This window comes from Fundidesulfovibrio magnetotacticus (genome assembly GCF_013019105.1).
GTDB classification, from domain to species: Bacteria; Desulfobacterota; Desulfovibrionia; order Desulfovibrionales; family Desulfovibrionaceae; genus Fundidesulfovibrio; species Fundidesulfovibrio magnetotacticus.
Genome location: NZ_BLTE01000017.1, coordinates 58,851 through 78,674, shown reverse-complemented (window position 1 = coordinate 78,674; position 19,824 = coordinate 58,851). Strand labels below are relative to the sequence as shown.

Genomic DNA, 19,824 nt, shown 5'->3' with positions numbered 1-19,824 from the left:
CTCCTTGTTCCGCCTGGCGGCGAGCTAGCTTGTCTTGTTGAAAAGGACGCTGACCGACGACTCGGTGTGGATGTTGTGGATGGCCTTGGCCAGCAGACCGGCCACGGACAGCACCTTGATCTTCTCGCAGGACTGCGCCTCCGGCGAGAGCGGAATGGTGTTGGTGACCACCACCCGGGAGAAGGGCGAGTTGCACAGCCTCTCGATGGCGGGCCCCGAAAGCACGGGATGGGTGACGGCGGCCATCACGGTCTTCGCGCCGTTTTCCAGCAGCACGTGGGCGCCCTGGACCATGGTGCCGGCGGTGTCGATCATGTCGTCCACCAGCACGCAGGTTTTGCCTTCCACGTTGCCGATCACGTGCATGGCCTTGGCCTGGTTGGGGGCGTCGCGGCGCTTGTCCACGATGGCCAGGCCGCAGCCCAGGCGCTTGGCGAAGCTGCGCGCGCGCTCCACGCCGCCCGCGTCGGGCGAGACCACCGCGAGGTCGCCCTCCACGGTCTCGGCCACGTGCTCGGCCAGGAGGCTCATGGAATAGAGATTGTCCACGGGCACGTTGAAGAAACCCTGGATCTGGCCCGCGTGGAGGTCCACGGTGAGCAGACGGTGCATGCCCGCCACCTGGAGGAAGTCCGCCACCAGCTTGGCGCTGATGGGCGCGCGCGGCACCACTTTGCGGTCCTGCCGGGAGTAGCCGTAATAGGGCATGACGGCCGTGACCCGCGAGGCGCTGGCGCGCTTGAGGGCGTCCAGGATCAGGCAGAGCTCCATGAGGTGGTAGTTCACGGGGTTGCAGGTGGGCTGGATCACGAACACGTCGGATCCGCGCACGTTGGCCCCGATCTCCACACGGATCTCGCCGTCGGAGAACTTGCTGACCATGGAGGGCAGGAGCGTGCAGCCCAGGTGGTCGCAGATGGCTTTGGCCAACTCAGGGTTGGCGTTGCCTGTGAGTATTTTCAAGTCCCCGTGGGTAGCCATGGATGCCCCGTCGGAAAAAGTGTGGCTGGGGAGGAAGGATTCGAACCCTCGGATGCGGGGACCAAAACCCCGTGCCTTACCGCTTGGCGACTCCCCAGTGCGGACATGCGGCCCGCGCGGTGCCCAAAAAAACGCCTCCCGCCCCGGGGGCGGACAGGCTTTCCGTCCATCGCAAGGCGCGCCGCGCGCCTGTCGCTGCAGGAAGCGCCGCGCGTTCCTGACGCCGCAAGGAGCGCTGGCCGCCCCTTCGCCGGAATCCGCGTGCGGCGCTTCAGCCGCGTCCGGCGCGACCGCGCCGCCGGACCTGACGTTCCGGGCGTCCCGGGCCGCCGTAAGGCGCGGACCCCAAGGACACGTGAAAGCCCCGGGCTCGAACGCCCGTGGCCCGAACCGCGCCGGAAACGCAAAACGGCCGCATACTCGGGGCGGCCGGGCTTGTCAAGGGCGGGGCGGCTGGAGCGCGCTCGCGAACACCATGAAGCCCCCGTCGGCAAGGGCCTCTTCAGCCAGTTCCGACGCGGCCTTCTCGCGGAAAAGGCCGAACACCGCCGAACCCGAGCCCGAGAGGCAGGCTCCGGCCGCGCCCAGGGCCAGCAGGCGCTCCTTCAGGCGGCGCACGTCGGGGAACTCCCGGTACACCACGGGCTCGAAATCGTTGGCCAGCACGCGCCCGGCGGCCAGGGCCGCCTCCAGGCCCTCCGGAAGGGCCGGGGCCGGGTTGGGGCCGGGGCGCTCCCGGTCCAGGCCGTTGGCCGCGTCCCAGGCCCGGTAGGCCCAGGCCGTGTTCACGCGCTGGGGGGGCACGCACACCAGGATGAACAGGCCCGCCAGGTCCACGTCCGCCGGGACGAGCCGCTCGCCGATGCCCGAGGCCCAGGCCGGACGGTCCAGCAGGAAGAAGGGCACGTCGGCCCCGATGGACGCGGCGAGCGTCGCAAGGGCCTTCGGCGCGAGCGCCCGCTCGCCGGCCCGCGCGTTGAGCCAGGCCAGCAGGGCCGCCGCGTCGGCGCTGCCTCCCCCCAGGCCCGCGCCCGAAGGGATGCGCTTGATCAGGTGCGCGCGCACGCCCGGGCGGCTGCCCGTGGCTTGCGCGAAGGCCTCGTAGGCCTTGGCCGCCAGATTGGAGGGCGTCTCCAGGGCCTTGTCCGAGCAGGTGAGCGTCAGGCCCGTCCCGTCGCGGGGCTCGATCTCCAGGTCGTCGTGAGGTTGCGCCACGGGCACGAAGAGCGTGGAGAGTTCATGGTAGCCGTCCGGGCGTACGGCCTTGAGGGCCAGGTGCAGGTTCACCTTGCAGCCGATATGCAGGATCATTGTTTCTCCGCCAGGGGCACGGGCTTGAAGAGGGTCTGCTTGTCGCGCTTGACGAGCAGCAGGATCACGCCCTTGGCTTTGGCGTCGCCTTCGAGCACGGCGTTGAAGGCCGCCACGGAGTTCACGGGGGTCTGGTTGGCCTCGAGGATCACGTCGCCGGGGCGCAGTCCGGCCTCGTCGGCCGGGGAGCCTTGTTCCACCTCGGTGACGCCCAGCCCCGCGCCCGGGGTGATGCCCAGCCTGCCGGACTCCTCGGGGGTGAGGGGGCGCAGGCTCAGGCCCAGGGAGGTGCGGACGGGCTTTGGCTCCTCGTCGGGCTTGGCCAGGGCCACGCGGGAGGGGTCGCGCTGGCCGGTCACGGCGGAGAGGCGCACGTCCTTGCCCTTGCGCCACACATTCAGTTCGGCCTTTCCGCCGGGGCGGATGGCCGACACGGCCTGGAGCAGCCCGTTGGTGTCCTTGATGGGGCGGCCGTTGACGGAGAGGATCACGTCGCCCACCTGGACGCCCGCCTTGGCGGCGGGTTCGCCCTCCATCACGGTGGTGACGAGCGCCCCGCGCGGCTCGTCCAGGGCCAGGGCCTTGGCGGTGTTCTCGTCCACGTCCTGTATGGAGACGCCCAGCCATCCGCGCTTGACGGGCTGCTGCTCCTTGAGATCCTCGATGGCGGCCTTGGCCATGGAGGCGGGGATGGCGAAGCCGATGCCCTGTCCCGAAGCCACGATGGCGGTGTTGATGCCCACCACGCGGCCTTCGAGGTCCAGGAGGGGGCCGCCGGAGTTTCCGGGGTTGATGGAGGCGTCGGTCTGGATGAAGTTGTCGAAGGGGCCGGCCCCGATGGCGCGTCCCTTGGCGCTGACGATGCCTGCGGTGACGGTGTTCTGGAGCCCGAAGGGGTTGCCGATGGCCATCACCCAAGCGCCCACGCGCAGGGCGTCGGAATCGCCGAAGGCGAGGAAAGGGAGGTCCGAGCCGTTGTCGATCTTCACCAGGGCCAAGTCGAGTTCCGGGTCGCGCCCCACGATCTTGGCCGTGAGGGGTTTGTCCTTGCCGCGCAGGTGGACCTTGATTTCGTCGGCGTCTTCCACCACATGGTTGTTGGTGACGATGAGGCCGTCCTTGGAGATGATGAAGCCCGAGCCCATGGAGCGTTGGCGGCTGGTGGGGCCATCTTCCTTGAAGAAGCGTTCGAACTGGTCGAAGAACTGCTCGAAGCCCTTGGGATGGTTCTTGAAGAACTCTCGCATGCGGTCCTGGGTCTTGACGGTGCGCGTGGTGCTCAGGTTCACCACGGCGGGACCGGCCTTCTCGGCCAGGTCCGCGAAGTCGGGAAGCGCCGCGGCGAACGGGGCCAAAGGCAGCGCGAGAACAAGGGCCAGGCCTGCGAGGGCGGCGCGGAGGGCGCGGGGCATGGATGTCTCCTGGAGCCCGGCGGGCCGGGCGGGTGATTGCGAGAAAGCGACTATATGCCTCCGGTGGGGAATGTAAACAAGTCCGGCGCAGGCGCCCCCGGGCCGAGGAAGAGGTTGACCCAGCGGGGCTGCTTGACTATCTAGGCCTTCCCGTCCGGTCCCGTAGCTCAGGTGGATAGAGCGGCCGCCTCCTAAGCGGCAGGCCACAGGTTCGAATCCTGTCGGGACCACCACGTGATTTCAGGGCGTTACAGCTTGAAGAGGCTGTAACGCCCTTCTTTTTTGCTACCCTATTGCTACCCTGCCGCCTTCTTTCCGCTTGCACCACCTGGAATGCGTCTGGTGATGGAGCGGCTGTTGAAAGGGCCTCCAGGACCAACGTGTCATCCCACGGACGTCAGGACATTGAGGCCCTTTCAACAGCCGCGTACCGCTCCGCCGCGCGTAGCGCGGCGTCCGGGGGGGCGCTCCCCCCTTCCTCCTTCCTCCTAAAACAACCCAGCAATGTCCTAGCGGCATTCTCCTGCATTCGCAGGCTTCTGGGTCCTTCCTGGTTCCCCCAGAAGCCCGCGGGCGGCGGGCTCGGGGTGTCGCGGATTTTTGCGGAAATAATCTGGCGGAAAAACGGAACGCCGCGCGGGCGGCGTCTCGACGCGTGAACATGCAACCACATGGGATCACAGCCGATGCCTGAGAGAACGAAAGACACCCCCACTCCGGAGGAGATCGCCCAGGCCCGGGCGCAGGTCGCGAGCAGGGTCAAGGAAGAGTCCTCCCCGAACCTGGAGTCCCCCCCCATCGATCACACCTTCGTGAAGAAGTGCCTCTTCGCCGGCCAGAAGGGTGACGGGCTCATGTTCGCGGCGATCAACCGGGGGAAGCTCCTCTATGCCCCGGCCATCAAGAACTGGTTCGAGTGGACCGGCTCCTACTGGAAGCAGGTCTTCGAGTACCGGGCCGAGGCCGCCGTCGAGGCCGTGGTGGAGCGGTACGAGGCCACGCGCCTGCACTGGGAGAAGGAGATCGCCGAGGCCAAGGCCGCCCACGACGACGACAAGCAGAAGCGCCTGGAGAAGTACTGCAAGCGGATCCGAAAAAAGGTGGACGCCCTGCGCGACGGGGCGGGTGTGACGGCGGCGCTGCGCTTCTCGCTCTCGAACGATGACCCGCTCATCGTCCTCATGAAGGAGTTCGACCAGGACCCCTACCTCGTGGGAGTGGCCAACGGGGTGCTCGACCTGCGCACCGGGGAATTCCGCGAGGCCCGGCCTGGCGACATGATCAGCCGCACCACCGAGGTGGCCTGGGACACCGAAAAGGGAATCGACTCCCCGTGCCCCACCTGGGAGGCCTTCGTCCGGGAGATCGTCGGGGAGGACGACGAGGTGGCCGCCTTTCTCCAGCGCGTCTTCGGTTACGCCATCACCGGCCTGTCCTGCGAACCCCTTTTCGTGGTGCTGGCCGGCGAGGGGCGCAATGGCAAGACGGTGATGGTGGAGACCCTGGGCAAGGTCTGCGGCGACTACATGTCGCCCATCCCGGCCGAGCTGCTCCTGGACCAGGGCCAGGCCCGCGACGCGGACAAGCCCACGCCCACCATCATGAGCCTCAACGGCATGCGCGTGGCCTACGCCGCCGAGACCGACGACAACCGCCGCTTCTCGGTGGCGCGCGTCAAGTGGCTCTCGGGTGAGGACCGCCTCACGGGCCGCTACATGTGGGACCGCAACCCCACCACATTCCCCCCCACGCACACCCTGTTCCTGCTCACCAACCACAAGCCCCACGCGGCCGCCCACGAGTACGCCTTCTGGGACCGCCTGCGTCTGGTCAACTTCCCCTTCCGCTACGTGGACAACCCCAGGGCCGAGAACGAGCGCCAGCGCGACCGGACCCTGCCCGGCCGCCTGGAGAAGGAGCTGCCCGGCATCCTGGCCTGGCTGGTCAAGGGCTGCCTGCTCTACCAGCGCGACGGCATCGCGCCTCCCCGATCCGTCCTGGCCGCCACCGAGGAATACAAGCGGGAGGAGGACCAGATTCAGGATTTCATTGAGGAATGCCTCATCAGCTTCGACGGGACGGGCAAGACCGATGTGGAGCGGCGCACCAACGCCACCGAGATCTACGACCTCTACAGCCGCTGGTTCCTCAAGAACCGGGGAAAGCACGTCCCGAGGATCCACACGTTCGGCAAGCACCTCGGGCGCAAGCTCCGCAAGGAGAAGGTCGGGGGGCTGACCTACTATTACGACGTGCGCATCAATCCCGACGCCCTGGACGCCTACCCCGAGAAGACCTTCGGGAAGTCGGACTGGAGGGATCGTGACCCCCTGTGATCAGGACCTAGGACATCGGTCAGGACATTCGCGCGTGGATTGTCCTGGGTGCGGGAAGGGGCGCAGGCTCTTGATGGAGTGGTGCGTCAGGACATCAGGATACCGGACCCTGTTCCCTGCTAAAATCGATGTCTGTGTTCCGATGCATCCCCCGTTCTCCTGTCCTGTTGTCCTGCTTTCTAAAAAAGAAAGAGATAGTAGGTGGTTAAAGGCAGGACATTGCCAGGACATTCCCAGGACATCAGGACATTCCGGGGTTTCCCGTGTCCGCTGACCTCCTTGGACTGTTCGAAGCCCACGGGCTCAAGCCGAAGAAGAAGACGGCCAAGGAGTGGGGGGCGGCCTGCCCGGCCTGCGGCGGCACGGACCGGTGCATGGTCCGGCCCGAGGACCACGACGGGCGCGGCGGCTACCACTGCCGCCAGTGCCAGACCTACGGCGACGCTATCCAGTTCCTGCGCGACTTCGAGGGCCTTTCCTTCAAGGACGCCTGCGAGCGCGTGGGCATCCAGGCCTCCCGAGCCACGGCCTCGCTGCCCAAGGCTCCGCGCAAGGCCCCCGGCCGGGAGCCCTTCGAGGCGGCCGAGTCCATCCCCCCGGCCGAGCGCTGGACCAGGAAGGCCACGGGCTTCGCGGCCTGGGCGCACGAGCACCTGCTGAACACCCCCGAGCAGCTCTCCTGGCTGGCGGCGCGCGGCCTGCCGCTTGAGGCCGTGAAGCGCTACCGCCTGGGCTGGAACCCGGGCGAGCGGGGCAAGTCCTGCCTGATCCGTCCGCGCTCCGTGTGGGGCCTGCCCCTGCCGGAGGCCAGGCTCGACGCCGACGGCAACCCCCAGCGCCCCAAAACCACCTTCTGGATTCCGCGCGGCCTGGTGATCCCCATGCTCGGGCCGGACGGAAGCGTGCTGCGCCTGCGCATCCGCCGCCCCGAGGCCGACCGGGCGAGCTTCAAGGAGGAGACCAAGTACTACGTCATCCCGGGCGGCTGCATGGACGCCATGGTGCTGGGCGCGGACTCCCGGGCCTTCGTGGTGGTCGAGTCCGAGCTGGACGCCCTCATGCTCCACCACCAGGCCGGAGACCTCGCCGGGGCGGTGTCGGTGATGACCTCCACGGTCAAGAAGATCGAGGCCTCCGCGCTGGAGGCCCTGTCTCGCGCTCTGTGCGTGCTGGTGGCCCTGGACTGCGACACGGCCGGGGCCAAGGGCTGGGAGCGCTGGTCCGTGAGCCTGCCCCGGGCCAAGCGCTGGCCGTGCCCGGTTGGCAAGGACCCCGGCGAGGCCTTCGCGGCGGGCGCGAACCTCCGCGCCTGGATCCTCGCGGGCCTGCCCCCCGTGCTCCAGCCAGGACTTCTTCCGGCTGGACGGCCGGACCTCGGGGGGGCGGGGGAACGTGCCCAGGGCGCGGCGTCCGTCCTGGAGGTCCCGCAGAGTGCCCCGGCGGCCGCGCCGTCAACCGTCCAGGCTGCGTCCTCCCCGTTGCCCGCCTGGTTGCACCAGCTGTCCGAGCCCGACCTGGAGATGTTCGGCGAGGCGCGTGCGCCCCTCCTGGAGCTGGCCGCCTTCCTGCGCGGCCGGCGCGTAGGGCCGGTGCTGCTCCCGGGCCGCAACGGAGACCGCGCCCTCGTGCTCTGGGCGGCGGACGGCCTGCGCAACGCGGACCCGGCCGCGTTCGACCGGGCGCGGGACCTCTTCTTCGGGGACTGCCTTGAGGCGGTTCTCTACCTGATCGACGCGGAGCGGCTCAAATCGGTGACCCGGCTCAAGGGATGCCACGGCCATCGCGACCACGACGGCGAGTGGGCCATGCTGGTGAGGATCGACGGCGGCCTGTCCTGCGCGGGCTGGCGTCGCCTGGATCATTGGTTCGTTTGAGGAGGGCTGCCGCGCGGAGTTGCAGCTCCGCCCGGCGGCCGGATGAGGGTGCATCCGACCAGGAAACCCCAGCCCTCCCAGCCACGCGTGGCGCGGGGGACGTAGCACGGGGACCAGCGGATGGAAAAGCTGAAACTCGAATACTGGCCGGTGGACAGGCTGCGCGCCTACGGGCGGAACCTGCGCAAACTCGACGGAGCAGTGGTGGAGCGCATGATGGACGCGATCAGGGAGTACGGATTCCGGGCGCCGGTCCTGGCCAGGGCCTGCGGCGAGGTGGTCGACGGCCGCCTGCGCCTGGAGGCGGCCACGCGCCTGGGCTTCGCGGAGGTGCCCGTGATCCCGGCCGACGGCCTCACATACGCCCAGGTGCGCGCCTTCCGGCTCCTGGTCAACCGCTCCGCCACCTGGGCGGCCTGGGACGATGAGACCGTGGCCCTGGAGCTTGACGAGCTGCGCGAGCTGGAGGTCGATCTCAACCTGACCGGGTTCGACGTGGCCGAGCTGGACGCGCTGCTCGCCCTCCTGCCGGGCCTGGGCGGCACGGACCCCGACGACGTGCCGCCGGTCCCCGAGGTCCCCGTCACCCGCCCGGGCGACGTGTGGACCCTGGGCCGCCACCGTCTGCTCTGCGGCGACGCCACCTCCTCCGCCGACCTGGAGGCCCTGCTGCGCGGCGAGCGCCCGGAGCTGGCCGTCACCGATCCCCCCTACAACGTGGCCGTCGAGGGCAAGGCCGGGAAGATCCTCAACGACGACATGTCCGCGGCCGCCTTCCGGGCCTTCCTCGGGCGGGCCTTTGAGGCCCTCTACGCGGTGCTGGCCGACGGAGCGCCCGTCTACGTGGCCCACTCGGACACCGAGGGTCTGGCCTTCCGCGAAGCCTTCCGGGACGCCGGGTTCAAGCTGGCCTCCTGCCTGGTCTGGCGGAAGAACATCCACGTCCTGGGGCGCGCGGACTACCACTGGCAGCACGAGCCCGTTCTCTACGGCTGGAAGCCCACCGGCCGCCACGCCTGGTTCGGGGGCCGCCGCCAGACCACGCTGATCGAGGCCATGCCCGGCGCGGTGCTCCTGGACGACGGCCGCGTGCAGATCCAGGCGGGAGACGACGTGTTCATACTCTCGGGCCAGGACCTTGCCGTGGAGGTGGTCCCGGGCTCGGTGGTGAGCGTGGACAAGCCCGCGCGCAGCGACGCGCACCCCACCATGAAGCCGGTGGCCCTCATCGAGCGCTTCATCCGCAATTCCAGCAGGCCCGGCGCCCTGGTCCTCGATCCCTTCGGGGGCTCCGGGTCCACCCTCATGGCCTGCGAGTCCCTGGGCAGGGCCTGCCGCACCCTGGAGCTGGATCCGCGCTTCGCGGACGTGATCGTGCGCCGCTGGCAGGAGCACACCGGGCGCGAAGCGGTCAGGGAGGGGAACTGCCATGGATGAGCAGCTCCTGGCCCTGGCCGAACAAAGCGCCAAGAACGACCTGGCCTTCCTCATCAAGGCCAAGGAAGAGGCCAAAAAACGCATGAAGGACGATCCGAGCCCCGAGAACATCAAGGCCTTCGAGCGGGCGAAGTCCGCCGTGGAATCCGAGGCCGCGCGCCTGCAGGCGGCCCCCGTGTCCGCCCGGGTCTACAAGACCCAGCTGGACGCCGTGGCCTTCCTCAAGGGCAGCGGCTTCAAGGTGGCCAAGTCCAAGTTCAACGCGGACGTGAAGCGCGGGAAGGTCCCGCGCAATTCCGAGGGCCACTTCGAGGAAGGGGCCTTGCTCGGCTACGCGGCCGCGAACCTCACCCCCTTGTCCAGCGTGGAGGACCGGGCCGCCAGCGAGGCCATGGTCAACCGCATGAGCGCGGACGCGGAGCTCAAGCAGTTCCAGGCCCAACGCCAGAAGCTCAAGCTGGAGCGCGAGCAGGGCCTGCTCATGCCCCGGGCCGACCACGAGCGCGATCTGGCCGTGCGGGCGCAGCTCTTCCGCAACGAGATCGAAGGGCGGGACCGGCGCACGGCCCCCAAGCTGGTGGAGCTGGTCGTGTCCAGGCTGGCCGCCCTGGATGGAGTGCCCCCCGAGGTGGCCGGGCAGCTGCGCGACGCGGCCCCGAATCTGGTCCCCGAGGTCACGGAGTTCCTGCTGCGCGACTCCGGGGACCTCATGGACGCCTGGTCGTCCGACCGGGCCTTCGTGGTGGAGCTGGCGGACGAACCGGCCGGAGACGCGGCCTGACGGACCATCAACCCGAGGGAGAACACCATGCCGACGAGAACAGCTAGCGACACCGCCGCCGGGGCCATGAGCCCCGAGGCCCTGGATCAGGCCTGGACGGGCCGGCACGGCGTGCACGCCGTGGTCGCTAGCCGACCCAACCTGGAGGCGGCATTCTGGGAGCGCCTGGGCTTGATGCGCATGGACGCCGTCCAGCCCGAGCCCGAGGGGCGCTTCGAGGCCATGTACCCCGAGGGAGGTGAGCCCTCATGATCGCCGGGAGCGCCGCCTTGCCCACCCTCGCGCTCTCCTTCTGGCAGCCCTGGGCCTTCTTTATCGTGCATGGCCTGAAGGACGTCGAAAACCGGACATGGGCGATCCCCAGGAAGTACCTGCATGGCGTCGAGATCCTCGTGCACGCCTCCAAGTCGCCGCGCTTCTCCCTCGCCGGAGCCCGGGACATCCTGTGGGAACTGCACGTCCGCCATGGCCTGCGCCTCCCGGACAAGCTTCCCGAGGTCGCGCGCGAGTGCGGCGGCGTCGTGGGGAAGGTGCGCCTGACCGGTTGCCGCCAGGGTTCGGCCTCCCCTTGGGCCGTGCCCGAGCCGGGGACCTGGCATTGGTCCCTGGCCGACGCCCGGCCCCTGCCGTTCATGCCCTGCCCGGGCCATCAAGGCTTTTTTCAAGTGACCTATTCCGCCCCGGACGCCGGGCAGGGGGTGCTCCTGTGAGCGCGGGGCGGGTTCTGCGTTTCCCCGGCGATCACCATTGGGTGGTGGGCGTCGGGTCAACCCCCAGCCCCGCCGGCGTGGTGCCCGGCGGGCCGTGTCGGAGGTCGGGCGACGGTGCCGGGACAGCGCGATGCCCAAACCCTACGCACAGGGACGGCGGCCGGGAAAAGGAGGCCCCCGGCCGCCTACCCCACCGCGTGCAGGGAGCGACGCCGTGATGCGCGTGGGTTCGGTCTGCACCGGGATCGCGGGCATCGATCTGGGGCTCTTGTGGGCCGGGATGACCACGGTCTGGATGATGGAGGCCGACCGGCGCAGGCGCGCCTGGCTTCGTCGGCGCTTCCCCAACGCCAAGCTGTTCGGAGACATGCGTGATCACGACAAAAGAAACTACGTCGACCTCGAACCGGTTGACCTTGTTTGCGGAGGACCTCCCTGCCAGCCGGCCTCCGTCGCCGGGGAGCGCAAGGGCGCGGGCGATGACCGCTGGCTCTGGCCTGAAACTGTGCGGCTCATGGCTGCCAAAAGGCCCGCTTGGGGACTGTTTGAGAATCCTACTGGTTTCGTCACGCTGGGCCTCGACGGAGTGCTTTCTGACCTGGAAGGCCTCGGTTACGCCTGCTGGCCGGTCGTACTTCCAGCTTGTGCCGTCGATGCCCCGCAACGGCGAGACAGGCTTTTCCTTCTGGCCCACGCCCCTGGTGGGGGATGCGACCGGGGGCCGGACCAGCAAGGGCAACGCGCGCCCGGCGGAGGGCGGGCTGAGCGTGACGGTCAAGGCGCTCTGGAGCACCCCCAGGGCCTCGGACGGGGAGAAGGGCTGTCTGAACCAGTGCTTCTCGGGCGGGGGACAGCCGCTGCCCGCCCAGGCGGCCCGGGTGGCCATGTGGGCGACGGTGACGCACAGGGACCACCGCTACCCGAACAGCGCGGAGAGCCAGGAGCGCCGCAACGGGGGCAGCAGTCGCGGGCAGCAGCTCCCGAACGAGGTGGCGCACCTCTACGGCCCTGGGCCGACGCCGCTTGGATCGTCGGGCACGACGGCAAAGCCCGGCGCGTGCCCGCCTATGAATCCGGAATTCGTTTGCTGGCTCATGGGGTTCCCGGCCGGGTGGCTCAGATAGCCGGTTTCGGGGACGCCGTGGTGCCCTACGTCGCCTACGAGCTGGGGCTGGCCATCATGGCGGCGCATCGCGGGCCTGCGGAGTCCACATCGTCGGGCAAGGAGACAGGGAGATGAACACGAGCCCGTCGCCCTCACGTCCAGTCCTGCGCTACCACGGCGGCAAGTCGCGTCTGGCCCTCTGGATCATCGGGCACTTCCCAGCGCATCGCGTGTACGTGGAACCCTACGGGGGCGCGGCCTCGGTGCTCATGCGCAAGAGTCCGACCCATTGCGACGTCTACAACGACCTGGACGCGAGCGTGGTCAACGTGTTCCGCGTCCTGCGCGACAGCACCAGGGCTCGCGAGCTGGAGCGGCTGCTCCGCCTGACCCCGTTCTCCCGCGTGGAGTTCGAGCGCGCCCAGGAACCCTGCGCCGATCCGGTGGAGCAGGCCAGGCGGACGGTGATCCGCATGGCCATGGGCATGGGCTCCGACGCCATCCACCGGAAGCGCAGGACGGGGTTCCGCTCCAGGCGCGAGGGCGACCGGAGCCCGGCTCACGACTTCGCCGCCTATCCCCAACTGCTGGAGTGCTTCTCCCACCGTCTGCGCACGGTCACGGTGGAGATGCTCCCGGCCCTGGAGGTCATCGAGCGCTACGACGGCGGGCGGACACTGTTCTACGTGGACCCGCCCTACGTCCACTCGCAACGAACGCAGGTCGCCAAGGGCGGCGGCTACGCCCATGAGATGACCGACACCGACCACGAGGCCCTGTCCGAGCGCCTGCACGCCGTGGAGGGCATGGTGGTGCTCTCCGGCTACGACTCGGAACTCTACCGCCGCCTCTACCCCGACTGGCCGGTGTTCAGGCGTCGGGTCATGGCGGACAAAGCGGTGCCGCGCGTGGAGTGTCTGTGGTTGTCGCCCTGGACGGCGGCGAAGCTCGACCGGAGAAGCACGCTCTTGGAGGTGGCGGGATGAGCAAGGCCACTTTCCGCCTCACCGAAGGCGAGCGCCAGGTGTTCCGAAAGCGCGAGCAGCTTTCCGTCTCGGACTGGGCCGCCCGGAACATCATCGTGCAGGATGGCCCCTATGCCGGGTCCCGCCTGCGCCTGGACGTCTCCCGCTACCTGGAGGGCATGCTGGACGCCTTCGGCAGTCCGCACATCGAGGAGATCAACGTCTGCGGCGGCCACCAGCTGGGCAAGACCCTCTTCGAGTACATCTGTCTGGGCTACTCCATCGACAACTGGCCGGGGACCAAGATGCTGGCCATGCCCTCGGACGAGATGCTCGCGCGTGTGGAAGCCGAGAAGCTCAAGCCCCTGCTCATGAAGTCACCGGCCCTGCGCAAGCACGTGGTCAAACACACCGCCGGGCACTTCCGGCTCCTCGACGGCTCGTCCCTGTTCCTGTCCAGCGCGGCGTCCCCCTCGCAGCGCGCCTCCATCACGGTCAAGCACCTCTTCCTGGATGAGCCGGACCTCTACAAGGTCGAGGCCGGAAAGGGGCTGCCCATGGAGGAGTTCAAGGGTCGCACCCGCTCCTACTCGTTCTCCCGCAAGATCGTGTGCGTGGCCAAGCCGGTGGGCGACGAATCCTCGCCCATCTGGCGGGCCATGACGGAGTCGGACGAATTGCGCGTCTACGAGGCCAAGTGCCCGGCCTGCAACACCTACCAGGAGATGAAGCACCGCAACATCGTGGTGATGGGCGGCGTCAAGGACCCGCGCCGGATCGAGCGGGAGAGGCTGGCCCGCTACCGGTGCGCCGCCTGCAGATACGAGTGGTCAGACCACGTCCGGGACAGCGCCGTGGCTGCCGGGCGCTGGCGGGCCAAGCGCCCGGTAGACAAGCCGCGCTCGGTGGGCTTCCACCTCCCGGCGCTCCTCTCCCATGCGGTGAGCCTCTCCGAGATCGCGGCCAAGTGGATCAGGGCCAAGCGCTCGGACTCGCCGGACCTGATGATGGACTTCCGCAACGGCGACCTGGCCCGGCCCTACCGGCCCACCGAGCTGGCCGCCAGCGAGGAGCAGATCCTCTCCCGCCGGGCCATGCACCTGCCGCCGCAAACCGTCCCGGCCGAGGCCGTGGCCCTCACCTGCGGAATCGACACCCAACGGGACCATTTCTGGTTCGTGGTGTTGGCCTGGTCGGCGGACATGCGCTGCTGGCTGATCGATTACGGCCAGTTGCGGGAATGGGAGGACGTGGAGGCTCTGGCCCACGAGACCGCCTACCCCGTGCAGGGCAGGCCCGGCGAGGAGATGGGGATCTGGCGTGTGGCCATCGACTCGGGCGGCAACGCCTCCGAACACGGCGTGCTCACCCGCACGGAAGAGGTCTACGCCTGGTGCCGGGAGATGGGCGGCGGGCGGGTGTTCCCCTGCAAAGGCCGCTCGCGCGAGCACCACGTGCCGGTGAGCTGGACCACCGTGGACAAGCTGCCCAAGTCCGGCCGGGCCATCCCCAACGGGCTCACCCTGTACCTGCTGGACGTGCACCACCTGAAGACCCTGGTGTTCAAGCGCCTGCGGCCGGACGCCCGCCAGCCCATGCGGCTGCACGCGCAGACCGGCAGCGACTACGCCCGGCAGATCACGGCGGAACGGCTGGTGCGCGGCCGTGACGGTCGTCTGCGCTGGGAGGAGTTGAGCCGGGAGAACCACTACCTCGACTGCACCGTGCTGGCCCACGCCTGCGCGGACGGCTCTTGGAGCCCCAGCCTGCAGTACATGGCCGCGCAGGACACCGACCCGGAACCGGACTCCGTCCAGCCCCAGGGCCAGGACGAACCGGAACTTTCCACCATGGCCCATGCCCAGCGTCGCGCGAGCGCCGTTCTGGCCGGGCGCAATCACGCGTGAGGAGTGCCATGAGCAATACGAATCTGCCGTATGATCGCGCCGCCGAAGGAAAGCCCCTCACCGTTCCTGAGGTGAAGGAGCGGTTGAATTGTTCCCGTAGCTTCGTCTATAAGCTCATCAACCGCAGAGAGTTGAAGGTGATCCGCCTGGGGGACAAGAAGGGTATCAGGGTGCCCGAGCGGAGTGTGAATCGCTACCTCAAACGGCGCGCCAACATGGTTTTGAAGGATATGGAGATTCCACTTTGCGGTGATAGGCATTGAGCGTTGTGTATCTATAAGTAAATGGAAGTGGTGTAGTGCTATGAATCCGCTCAAGGTTGCTGCGATTGAATTTGTCATGCTTTGCTTTTTCTACATTATTACCGCAGGACGTAAAATAAACATATCTAGTAAATTCTTTTCATGCTTGACAAGATGCGCAACGTCAAACAGCAGACGTGTCTATAGCAACAGGATGGAATGGCATTATCTGAGAACTAGAGCAAAAATGCTGTTTGAGGATATTATAGTTCAGGCAAAGACTGGCAAATATTACGAAAATTTATGGATAGACGATACGCTGGAGTTTCAATTTACATCAAACGGCAATTATTTCATTAACTTAAATTCGATATCGCTGAGAACAGGACACCATCCAATAGGTGTGTGTAACGTTCATAGGGTAGATGGAAGAACTACAAGTGTCGTCGCTACAACGGAATCTGGTGGATATTTTTCAATAGCTCAATTAGAAAATGCACAAGTTTTTTTTATTTTACAAAGGTGTACGACAAAGGGCGAAAGAAAGTCTTCTGGTGATGAGGTTGTTCTTAAGCATTTCAAAAGCGTTCAAGACATAAAAGATAAAGATATAATAAAGTATGCAAAAAAATGTTTAATAGAGATTAATAAGTCTTCTGTTTTGTATGGAAATTATTCGGCCGCAGACATCGTTAAACGCTGGCTTCGAACCGAATCAAAGCAAATATTGTACCTGTTGTATGGTGCTTTTCTAGGATTTGTTGCTTCTGTTGCCGCAACAATAGTGTATGAAAAATATATTGAAACTGGTAAGTTGAATGGTTTGTCCACTGTAGTAATGCAGGAATTGCGTTCCGTAATGTCAGCATTTATTGTTTGGCTCAACCAGTAGAGTGTATTTTGTAATGAAACAACAGAGTGGGTAGGCGCTTGGCTTTGTGCAGTTCCCCTTGATCTGGGGGGTGGAGAGTACGGCCAGAAACTTTTTGAGTGTGCAAATTACCCTTCAATTTTGCGTCCTCCACCACAGCCTGGGAAGCCGCGCCGGTTTTTGATCCCCGGCCCACTCCCTCGACTTCTCAACCACCCAACAAACTGTCTCCATTGTCTCCATTGTCTCCAGCGTCCACCAGGAGGCCGGTAGGGGTGTGCTAGCCCTCCGGCCATGGCCATCTTCACCGCAGCCAAGAAGCAGGAACTGATCGACGCCTGGACGGCGGCGCTCCTCGCCGTGGCTGAGGGCCAGGAATACGTCATCGGCACCCGCCGTCTGCGCCGGGCCGACCTTCCCGCCATTCAGGCCCACCTCGACTGGCTGGACAAGCAGCCCACCAAGGAAGACCAAGCCGCCGGGTCCGGAAGCCCGTCCTTCACCTCCTTGATCCCCGGGAGGTACTCCTGATGGGCAACTGGCTGGACTCCTTCATCGGCTACGTCTCCCCGGTGCACGGGCTGCGCCGCGCCCAGGCCCGCGCGGCCATGGCCGGGATCGACGGCGTGGTGGAGGCGGTGCGCCGCACGGCCGCGAGCCGCGAGGGCACCCTCTCCAACTTCCAGCCTTCCCGGCTGAACGCCTACACGGTCCAGCGCGACGCCGACCTGATCATGGCCCGCGCCGAATCCCTGGTCGCCAGCGACGGCCACGCCGCGTCCTGCGTGGACTCCCTGGCCCTGAACGTGGCCGGGCCGGGCCTCAAGCCCCAGTCCGCGCCAGACATGACGGTCCTGGGGCTCTCCGACGACGAGGCGGACGCCTTCGCCGAGAGCGCGGAGAGGGCCTGGGACGTATGGTGCGCCGAGGCGGACGCTGCGGACACCGACCACTTCGACGACATGCAGTACCAGGATGCCCGCACCCTGTTCGTGACGGGCGAATTCCTGCGCCTGCCTGTGTGGCTGGACGAACCCGGCCGCGCCTTCGGCCTAGCCCTGCAGGGACTGCACCCGGCCCGTCTGCGCACCCCCTCCGACATGGCCGGGAATCCCCTGATCCGGCGCGGCGTGGAGCTGGGGGCCAACGGCCGCCCCGAGGCCTACTGGATCGCCGAGCCCAGGGACAACCGGCCCCTGGCCGGGCTCGCCAGCTGCGACTTCCGCCGCGTGCCCCGCAAGACCGGCCACCGCTGGGGCTGCTTCCACCGCCGCCACGGCAAAATGCCCGAGCAGCCCCGGGGCGAGACCATCCTCTCCCCGGCCATGAAGCAGCTGGCGGACTTGTCCGCCTACGTGGACTCCGAGCTGGTGGGCGCGGTCATCGCGGCCTCGTTCACCGTGTTCCTGGAGGCCTCCACCGACGCCATGGGCTCCCGCATCGGGCTGGACGGCAAGGCCAAGACCGGCATGGTCCAGCCTTATCCGCAGGAGATCAAGCCCGGGCTGATGGTCACGGGCCAGACCGGGCACAAGCCGCACCTGCTCTCGAACCCCAGGCCGCCCCAGAGCTTCGACGCCTTCTACACCCGCATCCTGCGCGCCGTGGCCGCCTCCACCGGCCAGCCCTACGAGACCGTGGCCAAGGACTTCAGCAAGACCAACTACTCCAGCGCCAGGGCCGCCCTGCTGGAGGTCTGGAAGCTCTACACGCTCCTGCAGGACTGGTTCGTGCGCGGCTACCTGCGCCATGTCTGGGAGATGGTCCTGGAGGAGGCCTGGCTGCGCGGCTACCTGGCCGTGCCCGAGGGCAAGCCGGATTTCTACGAAGCCCGCACCGCCTGGTGCGCGGCCTCCTGGACCCGCCCGCCCCGCGGCCAGATCGACCCCGTGAAGGAGCGCGCGGCCGAGCAGATGGGCCTGGACAACCTCACCGAGTCGCTCACCGGCATCCTCTACTCGCGCGGGATGGATCCCGAGACCATGGCCCGCACCATCGCCCGCGAGCGCCGCACCTACGAGCGCCACGGGCTCAAGCCCTCGGTTTCCGGCGTGAAGGTGGTCCTCGGCAAGGAGCCGGAGGAAGAGGCCGTCCCCGGAGACGGCGAAGACGCGAACCAGGAGGAGCAGGACCAGTGACCGTGCACTCGCAGACCTTGTGGGCCTTGGAGCCCAAGCGCCTGGACGGCCTGTTCCGGGCCATGAAGGCCAAGGGCATGCCCGACGCCGCCTCCCTGGCGCAGCTGGCCGCCCTGCGCTCCAACGCGGCCGAGGAGCGTCTCTACGAGCGCCAGGGCGACCTGGCCGTCGTGGAGATGGCCGGGCCGCTCTGCAAGGACGGCGACTGGTGGTGGGGCTTCGCCTCCATGCGCCAGATCGCCAGGGCGCTCCGGCAGGCCGCTGCCGACCCCCTCGTGCGGGCCATCCTGCTGGACGTGGACTCGCCGGGCGGCACCGTGGACGGCATCGAGGAGCTGGCGTCCTCGGTCCGCGAGGTCGCGTCCCTCAAGCCTCTCTACGCCTACGTCTCCGGCATGATGTGCAGCGCCGCCTACTGGGTGGGCTGCCAGGCCCGGGAGATCGCTGCCCTGGCCACCTCGGATGTGGGCTCCATCGGCGTGATCATGACCCATTACGACTGGTCCGGGTTCGAGGAGAAGCTGGGCGTGGACGTCACCTACCTCACGGCCGGGAGGTTCAAGGCCATGGGCAACGCGTCCGAACCGCTTTCCGAGGAGTCCAGGGCCTACCTCCAGGGAGGCCTGGACGAAATCTACGGGCTGTTCCTGGACGCCGTCGCCGCCGGGCGCGGCGTTTCCCGCGAGGCGGCCCTGGCCATGGCCGACGGCAGGCTGTTCCTGGGCCGCCAGGCCCTGGAGCTGGGGCTCATCGACCGCATCGAGAGCCGCGAAGCGTTCATCAACCGAATCGTGCAGGAGGTGCACATGGACCTGACCAAGCTCAGGGCGGGCAAGACCGCCGAAACCGACGAGGAAAAGGACCAGGCGGTCGAGGAGCAGGAGCCGGACAAGGACGGCGAGGACGAAACTGACAAGGACCCCGTCGAAGCCGAGGACGGCGACGAGGAAAAGGACGTGAAGAAGGCCCGCAAGGCCGCCGCCGCCCGCGAACAGGTGCGCTGCCTGGGCATCATCTACGCCGTGTTGGGCGACGAGCTGGGCGGCAAACTGGCCTCGGTCATCAAGTCGGGCGTCACGGCCGGGCAGGTGCAGGCCATGGGCGCGCTCATGGCCCCCGGGGCGGCCGCAGGGGTCGGGAAGCCCGCCTCCCAGGCCATGCTGGGCGCCCTGGCGGGCGTCACCCAGGCCCCGCTCAATCCGGCGGCCGGTCCCGTGGCCGGTGAGCAGGACTTCGAGGCCCTGGTGAAGGCGGAAACGGACAAGGGGTCCAGCAAGGCCCAGGCCATGGCCAAGGCGGCCAAGGAACACCCCGAGGCCCACAAAGCCTGGATCGCCAGGCAGCAGAAGGGAGGCAAGTGATGGCGCACGTCAACGAATCCCGCCGCGCCTTCAGGGCCGGCGCGGCCCTGGACTCCAAGCGGATGGTCACCCTGGCCGGTGGCGAACTGGCCTACTGCGACCCGGGCGAGCAGCCCCTGGGCGTGCTGGAATACCCCGTCGCCACGGCCGGGGAGGCCGCCGCCGTCCGCCTGCTCAACGGCTCCGGCACCGTTGAGATCGAAGCCGTCGGCGCTGTGGCCGTGAATGATCAGGTGGTGACGGCGGCCAACGGCACGGTGGCCAAGGACTCCGGAGCCGGAGCCCGCACCCTGGTCGGCCTGGCCCTCACCGCCGTTGCCGACGGCGGCGTGGTGGAAGTGCTGCCCTACGGCTACGGCCACAACCTGACCTAACCGCACCGGCACGAGGAGG

The 19,824-nt window shown here is 67.5% G+C and carries 18 protein-coding genes and 2 tRNA genes; 16 read left to right on the top strand and 4 right to left on the bottom strand.

Annotation, left to right across the window (positions count from 1 at the left end; all coding sequences use genetic code 11):
• Positions 1-24 precede the first annotated feature (24 nt).
• The 4 genes from NNJEOMEG_RS16725 to NNJEOMEG_RS16710 all read right to left on the bottom strand — a co-directional run bounded on the left by NNJEOMEG_RS16725 (position 25) and on the right by NNJEOMEG_RS16710 (position 3,704).
• The gene (locus NNJEOMEG_RS16725) at positions 25-981 is read right to left on the bottom strand and encodes a ribose-phosphate diphosphokinase (protein ID WP_173086505.1); all 957 of its coding nucleotides are present in this window, start codon (positions 979-981) and stop codon (positions 25-27) included.
• Positions 982-1,003: 22 nt separating this feature from the next.
• Positions 1,004-1,078, bottom strand: a tRNA-Gln gene (locus NNJEOMEG_RS16720).
• Positions 1,079-1,419: 341 nt separating this feature from the next.
• Positions 1,420-2,292 carry a 4-(cytidine 5'-diphospho)-2-C-methyl-D-erythritol kinase gene (gene ispE, locus NNJEOMEG_RS16715; protein ID WP_173086503.1) on the bottom strand — a complete coding sequence of 291 codons (873 nt, stop codon included), beginning with the start codon at positions 2,290-2,292 and terminating at the stop codon, positions 1,420-1,422.
• On the bottom strand, positions 2,289-3,704 hold the full coding sequence (locus NNJEOMEG_RS16710; RefSeq protein WP_173086501.1) for a DegQ family serine endoprotease: 1,416 nt from the start codon (positions 3,702-3,704) through the stop codon (positions 2,289-2,291). The genes ispE and NNJEOMEG_RS16710 overlap by 4 nt, the downstream gene beginning before the upstream one ends.
• Before the next feature lie 156 nt (positions 3,705-3,860).
• Between NNJEOMEG_RS16710 and NNJEOMEG_RS16705 the strand changes: the two genes are divergently transcribed.
• The 16 genes from NNJEOMEG_RS16705 to NNJEOMEG_RS16630 all read left to right on the top strand — a co-directional run bounded on the left by NNJEOMEG_RS16705 (position 3,861) and on the right by NNJEOMEG_RS16630 (position 19,805).
• A tRNA-Arg gene (locus NNJEOMEG_RS16705) sits at positions 3,861-3,937 on the top strand.
• A 453-nt stretch (positions 3,938-4,390) separates the two neighbouring features.
• A complete protein-coding gene (locus tag NNJEOMEG_RS16700) occupies positions 4,391-6,040 on the top strand; it encodes a DNA primase family protein (RefSeq protein WP_173086499.1) in 1,650 nt (549 codons plus the stop codon).
• A 263-nt stretch (positions 6,041-6,303) separates the two neighbouring features.
• A complete protein-coding gene (locus NNJEOMEG_RS16695) occupies positions 6,304-7,914 on the top strand; it encodes a CHC2 zinc finger domain-containing protein (RefSeq protein WP_173086497.1) in 1,611 nt (536 codons plus the stop codon).
• A gap of 120 nt (positions 7,915-8,034) precedes the next feature.
• A complete protein-coding gene (locus NNJEOMEG_RS16690) occupies positions 8,035-9,351 on the top strand; it encodes a DNA modification methylase (protein WP_173086495.1) in 1,317 nt (438 codons plus the stop codon).
• A complete protein-coding gene (locus tag NNJEOMEG_RS16685; protein WP_173086493.1) occupies positions 9,344-10,132 on the top strand; it encodes a hypothetical protein in 789 nt (262 codons plus the stop codon). Before NNJEOMEG_RS16690 ends, NNJEOMEG_RS16685 begins: the two co-directional genes overlap by 8 nt.
• Positions 10,133-10,159: 27 nt before the next feature.
• The gene (locus NNJEOMEG_RS16680) at positions 10,160-10,384 is read left to right on the top strand and encodes a hypothetical protein (protein WP_173086491.1); all 225 of its coding nucleotides are present in this window, start codon (positions 10,160-10,162) and stop codon (positions 10,382-10,384) included.
• A complete protein-coding gene (locus NNJEOMEG_RS16675; protein WP_173086489.1) occupies positions 10,381-10,842 on the top strand; it encodes an ASCH domain-containing protein in 462 nt (153 codons plus the stop codon). The genes NNJEOMEG_RS16680 and NNJEOMEG_RS16675 overlap by 4 nt, the downstream gene beginning before the upstream one ends.
• 130 nt (positions 10,843-10,972) lie before the next feature.
• The gene (locus tag NNJEOMEG_RS21165; RefSeq protein WP_371865510.1) at positions 10,973-12,082 is read left to right on the top strand and encodes a DNA cytosine methyltransferase; all 1,110 of its coding nucleotides are present in this window, start codon (positions 10,973-10,975) and stop codon (positions 12,080-12,082) included.
• On the top strand, positions 12,079-12,933 hold the full coding sequence (locus NNJEOMEG_RS16665) for a DNA adenine methylase (protein ID WP_173086485.1): 855 nt from the start codon (positions 12,079-12,081) through the stop codon (positions 12,931-12,933). Before NNJEOMEG_RS21165 ends, NNJEOMEG_RS16665 begins: the two co-directional genes overlap by 4 nt.
• Complete coding sequence (locus tag NNJEOMEG_RS16660; protein WP_173086483.1) at positions 12,930-14,819, top strand: terminase gpA endonuclease subunit; 1,890 nt, start codon at positions 12,930-12,932, stop codon at positions 14,817-14,819. Before NNJEOMEG_RS16665 ends, NNJEOMEG_RS16660 begins: the two co-directional genes overlap by 4 nt.
• An 8-nt stretch (positions 14,820-14,827) precedes the next feature.
• Positions 14,828-15,082 (top strand): helix-turn-helix domain-containing protein, encoded by a 255-nt coding sequence (locus tag NNJEOMEG_RS16655; RefSeq protein WP_173086481.1) that lies wholly within the window; start codon positions 14,828-14,830, stop codon positions 15,080-15,082.
• Positions 15,083-15,122: 40 nt separating this feature from the next.
• Positions 15,123-15,953 carry a hypothetical protein gene (locus tag NNJEOMEG_RS16650; RefSeq protein WP_173086479.1) on the top strand — a complete coding sequence of 277 codons (831 nt, stop codon included), beginning with the start codon at positions 15,123-15,125 and terminating at the stop codon, positions 15,951-15,953.
• Between the two features lie 273 nt (positions 15,954-16,226).
• Positions 16,227-16,463 (top strand): DUF6148 family protein, encoded by a 237-nt coding sequence (locus NNJEOMEG_RS16645; protein ID WP_173086477.1) that lies wholly within the window; start codon positions 16,227-16,229, stop codon positions 16,461-16,463.
• On the top strand, positions 16,463-18,070 hold the full coding sequence (locus tag NNJEOMEG_RS16640) for a phage portal protein (protein ID WP_235957012.1): 1,608 nt from the start codon (positions 16,463-16,465) through the stop codon (positions 18,068-18,070). The genes NNJEOMEG_RS16645 and NNJEOMEG_RS16640 overlap by 1 nt, the downstream gene beginning before the upstream one ends.
• Positions 18,067-19,431, top strand: coding sequence for a signal peptide peptidase SppA (gene sppA / locus NNJEOMEG_RS16635; protein ID WP_173086475.1), 1,365 nt, complete (start codon positions 18,067-18,069; stop codon positions 19,429-19,431). Before NNJEOMEG_RS16640 ends, sppA begins: the two co-directional genes overlap by 4 nt.
• Entirely contained in the window at positions 19,431-19,805 is a 375-nt protein-coding gene (locus NNJEOMEG_RS16630; protein ID WP_173086473.1) for a capsid cement protein, read from the top strand. Before sppA ends, NNJEOMEG_RS16630 begins: the two co-directional genes overlap by 1 nt.
• Positions 19,806-19,824: the final 19 nt, after the last annotated feature.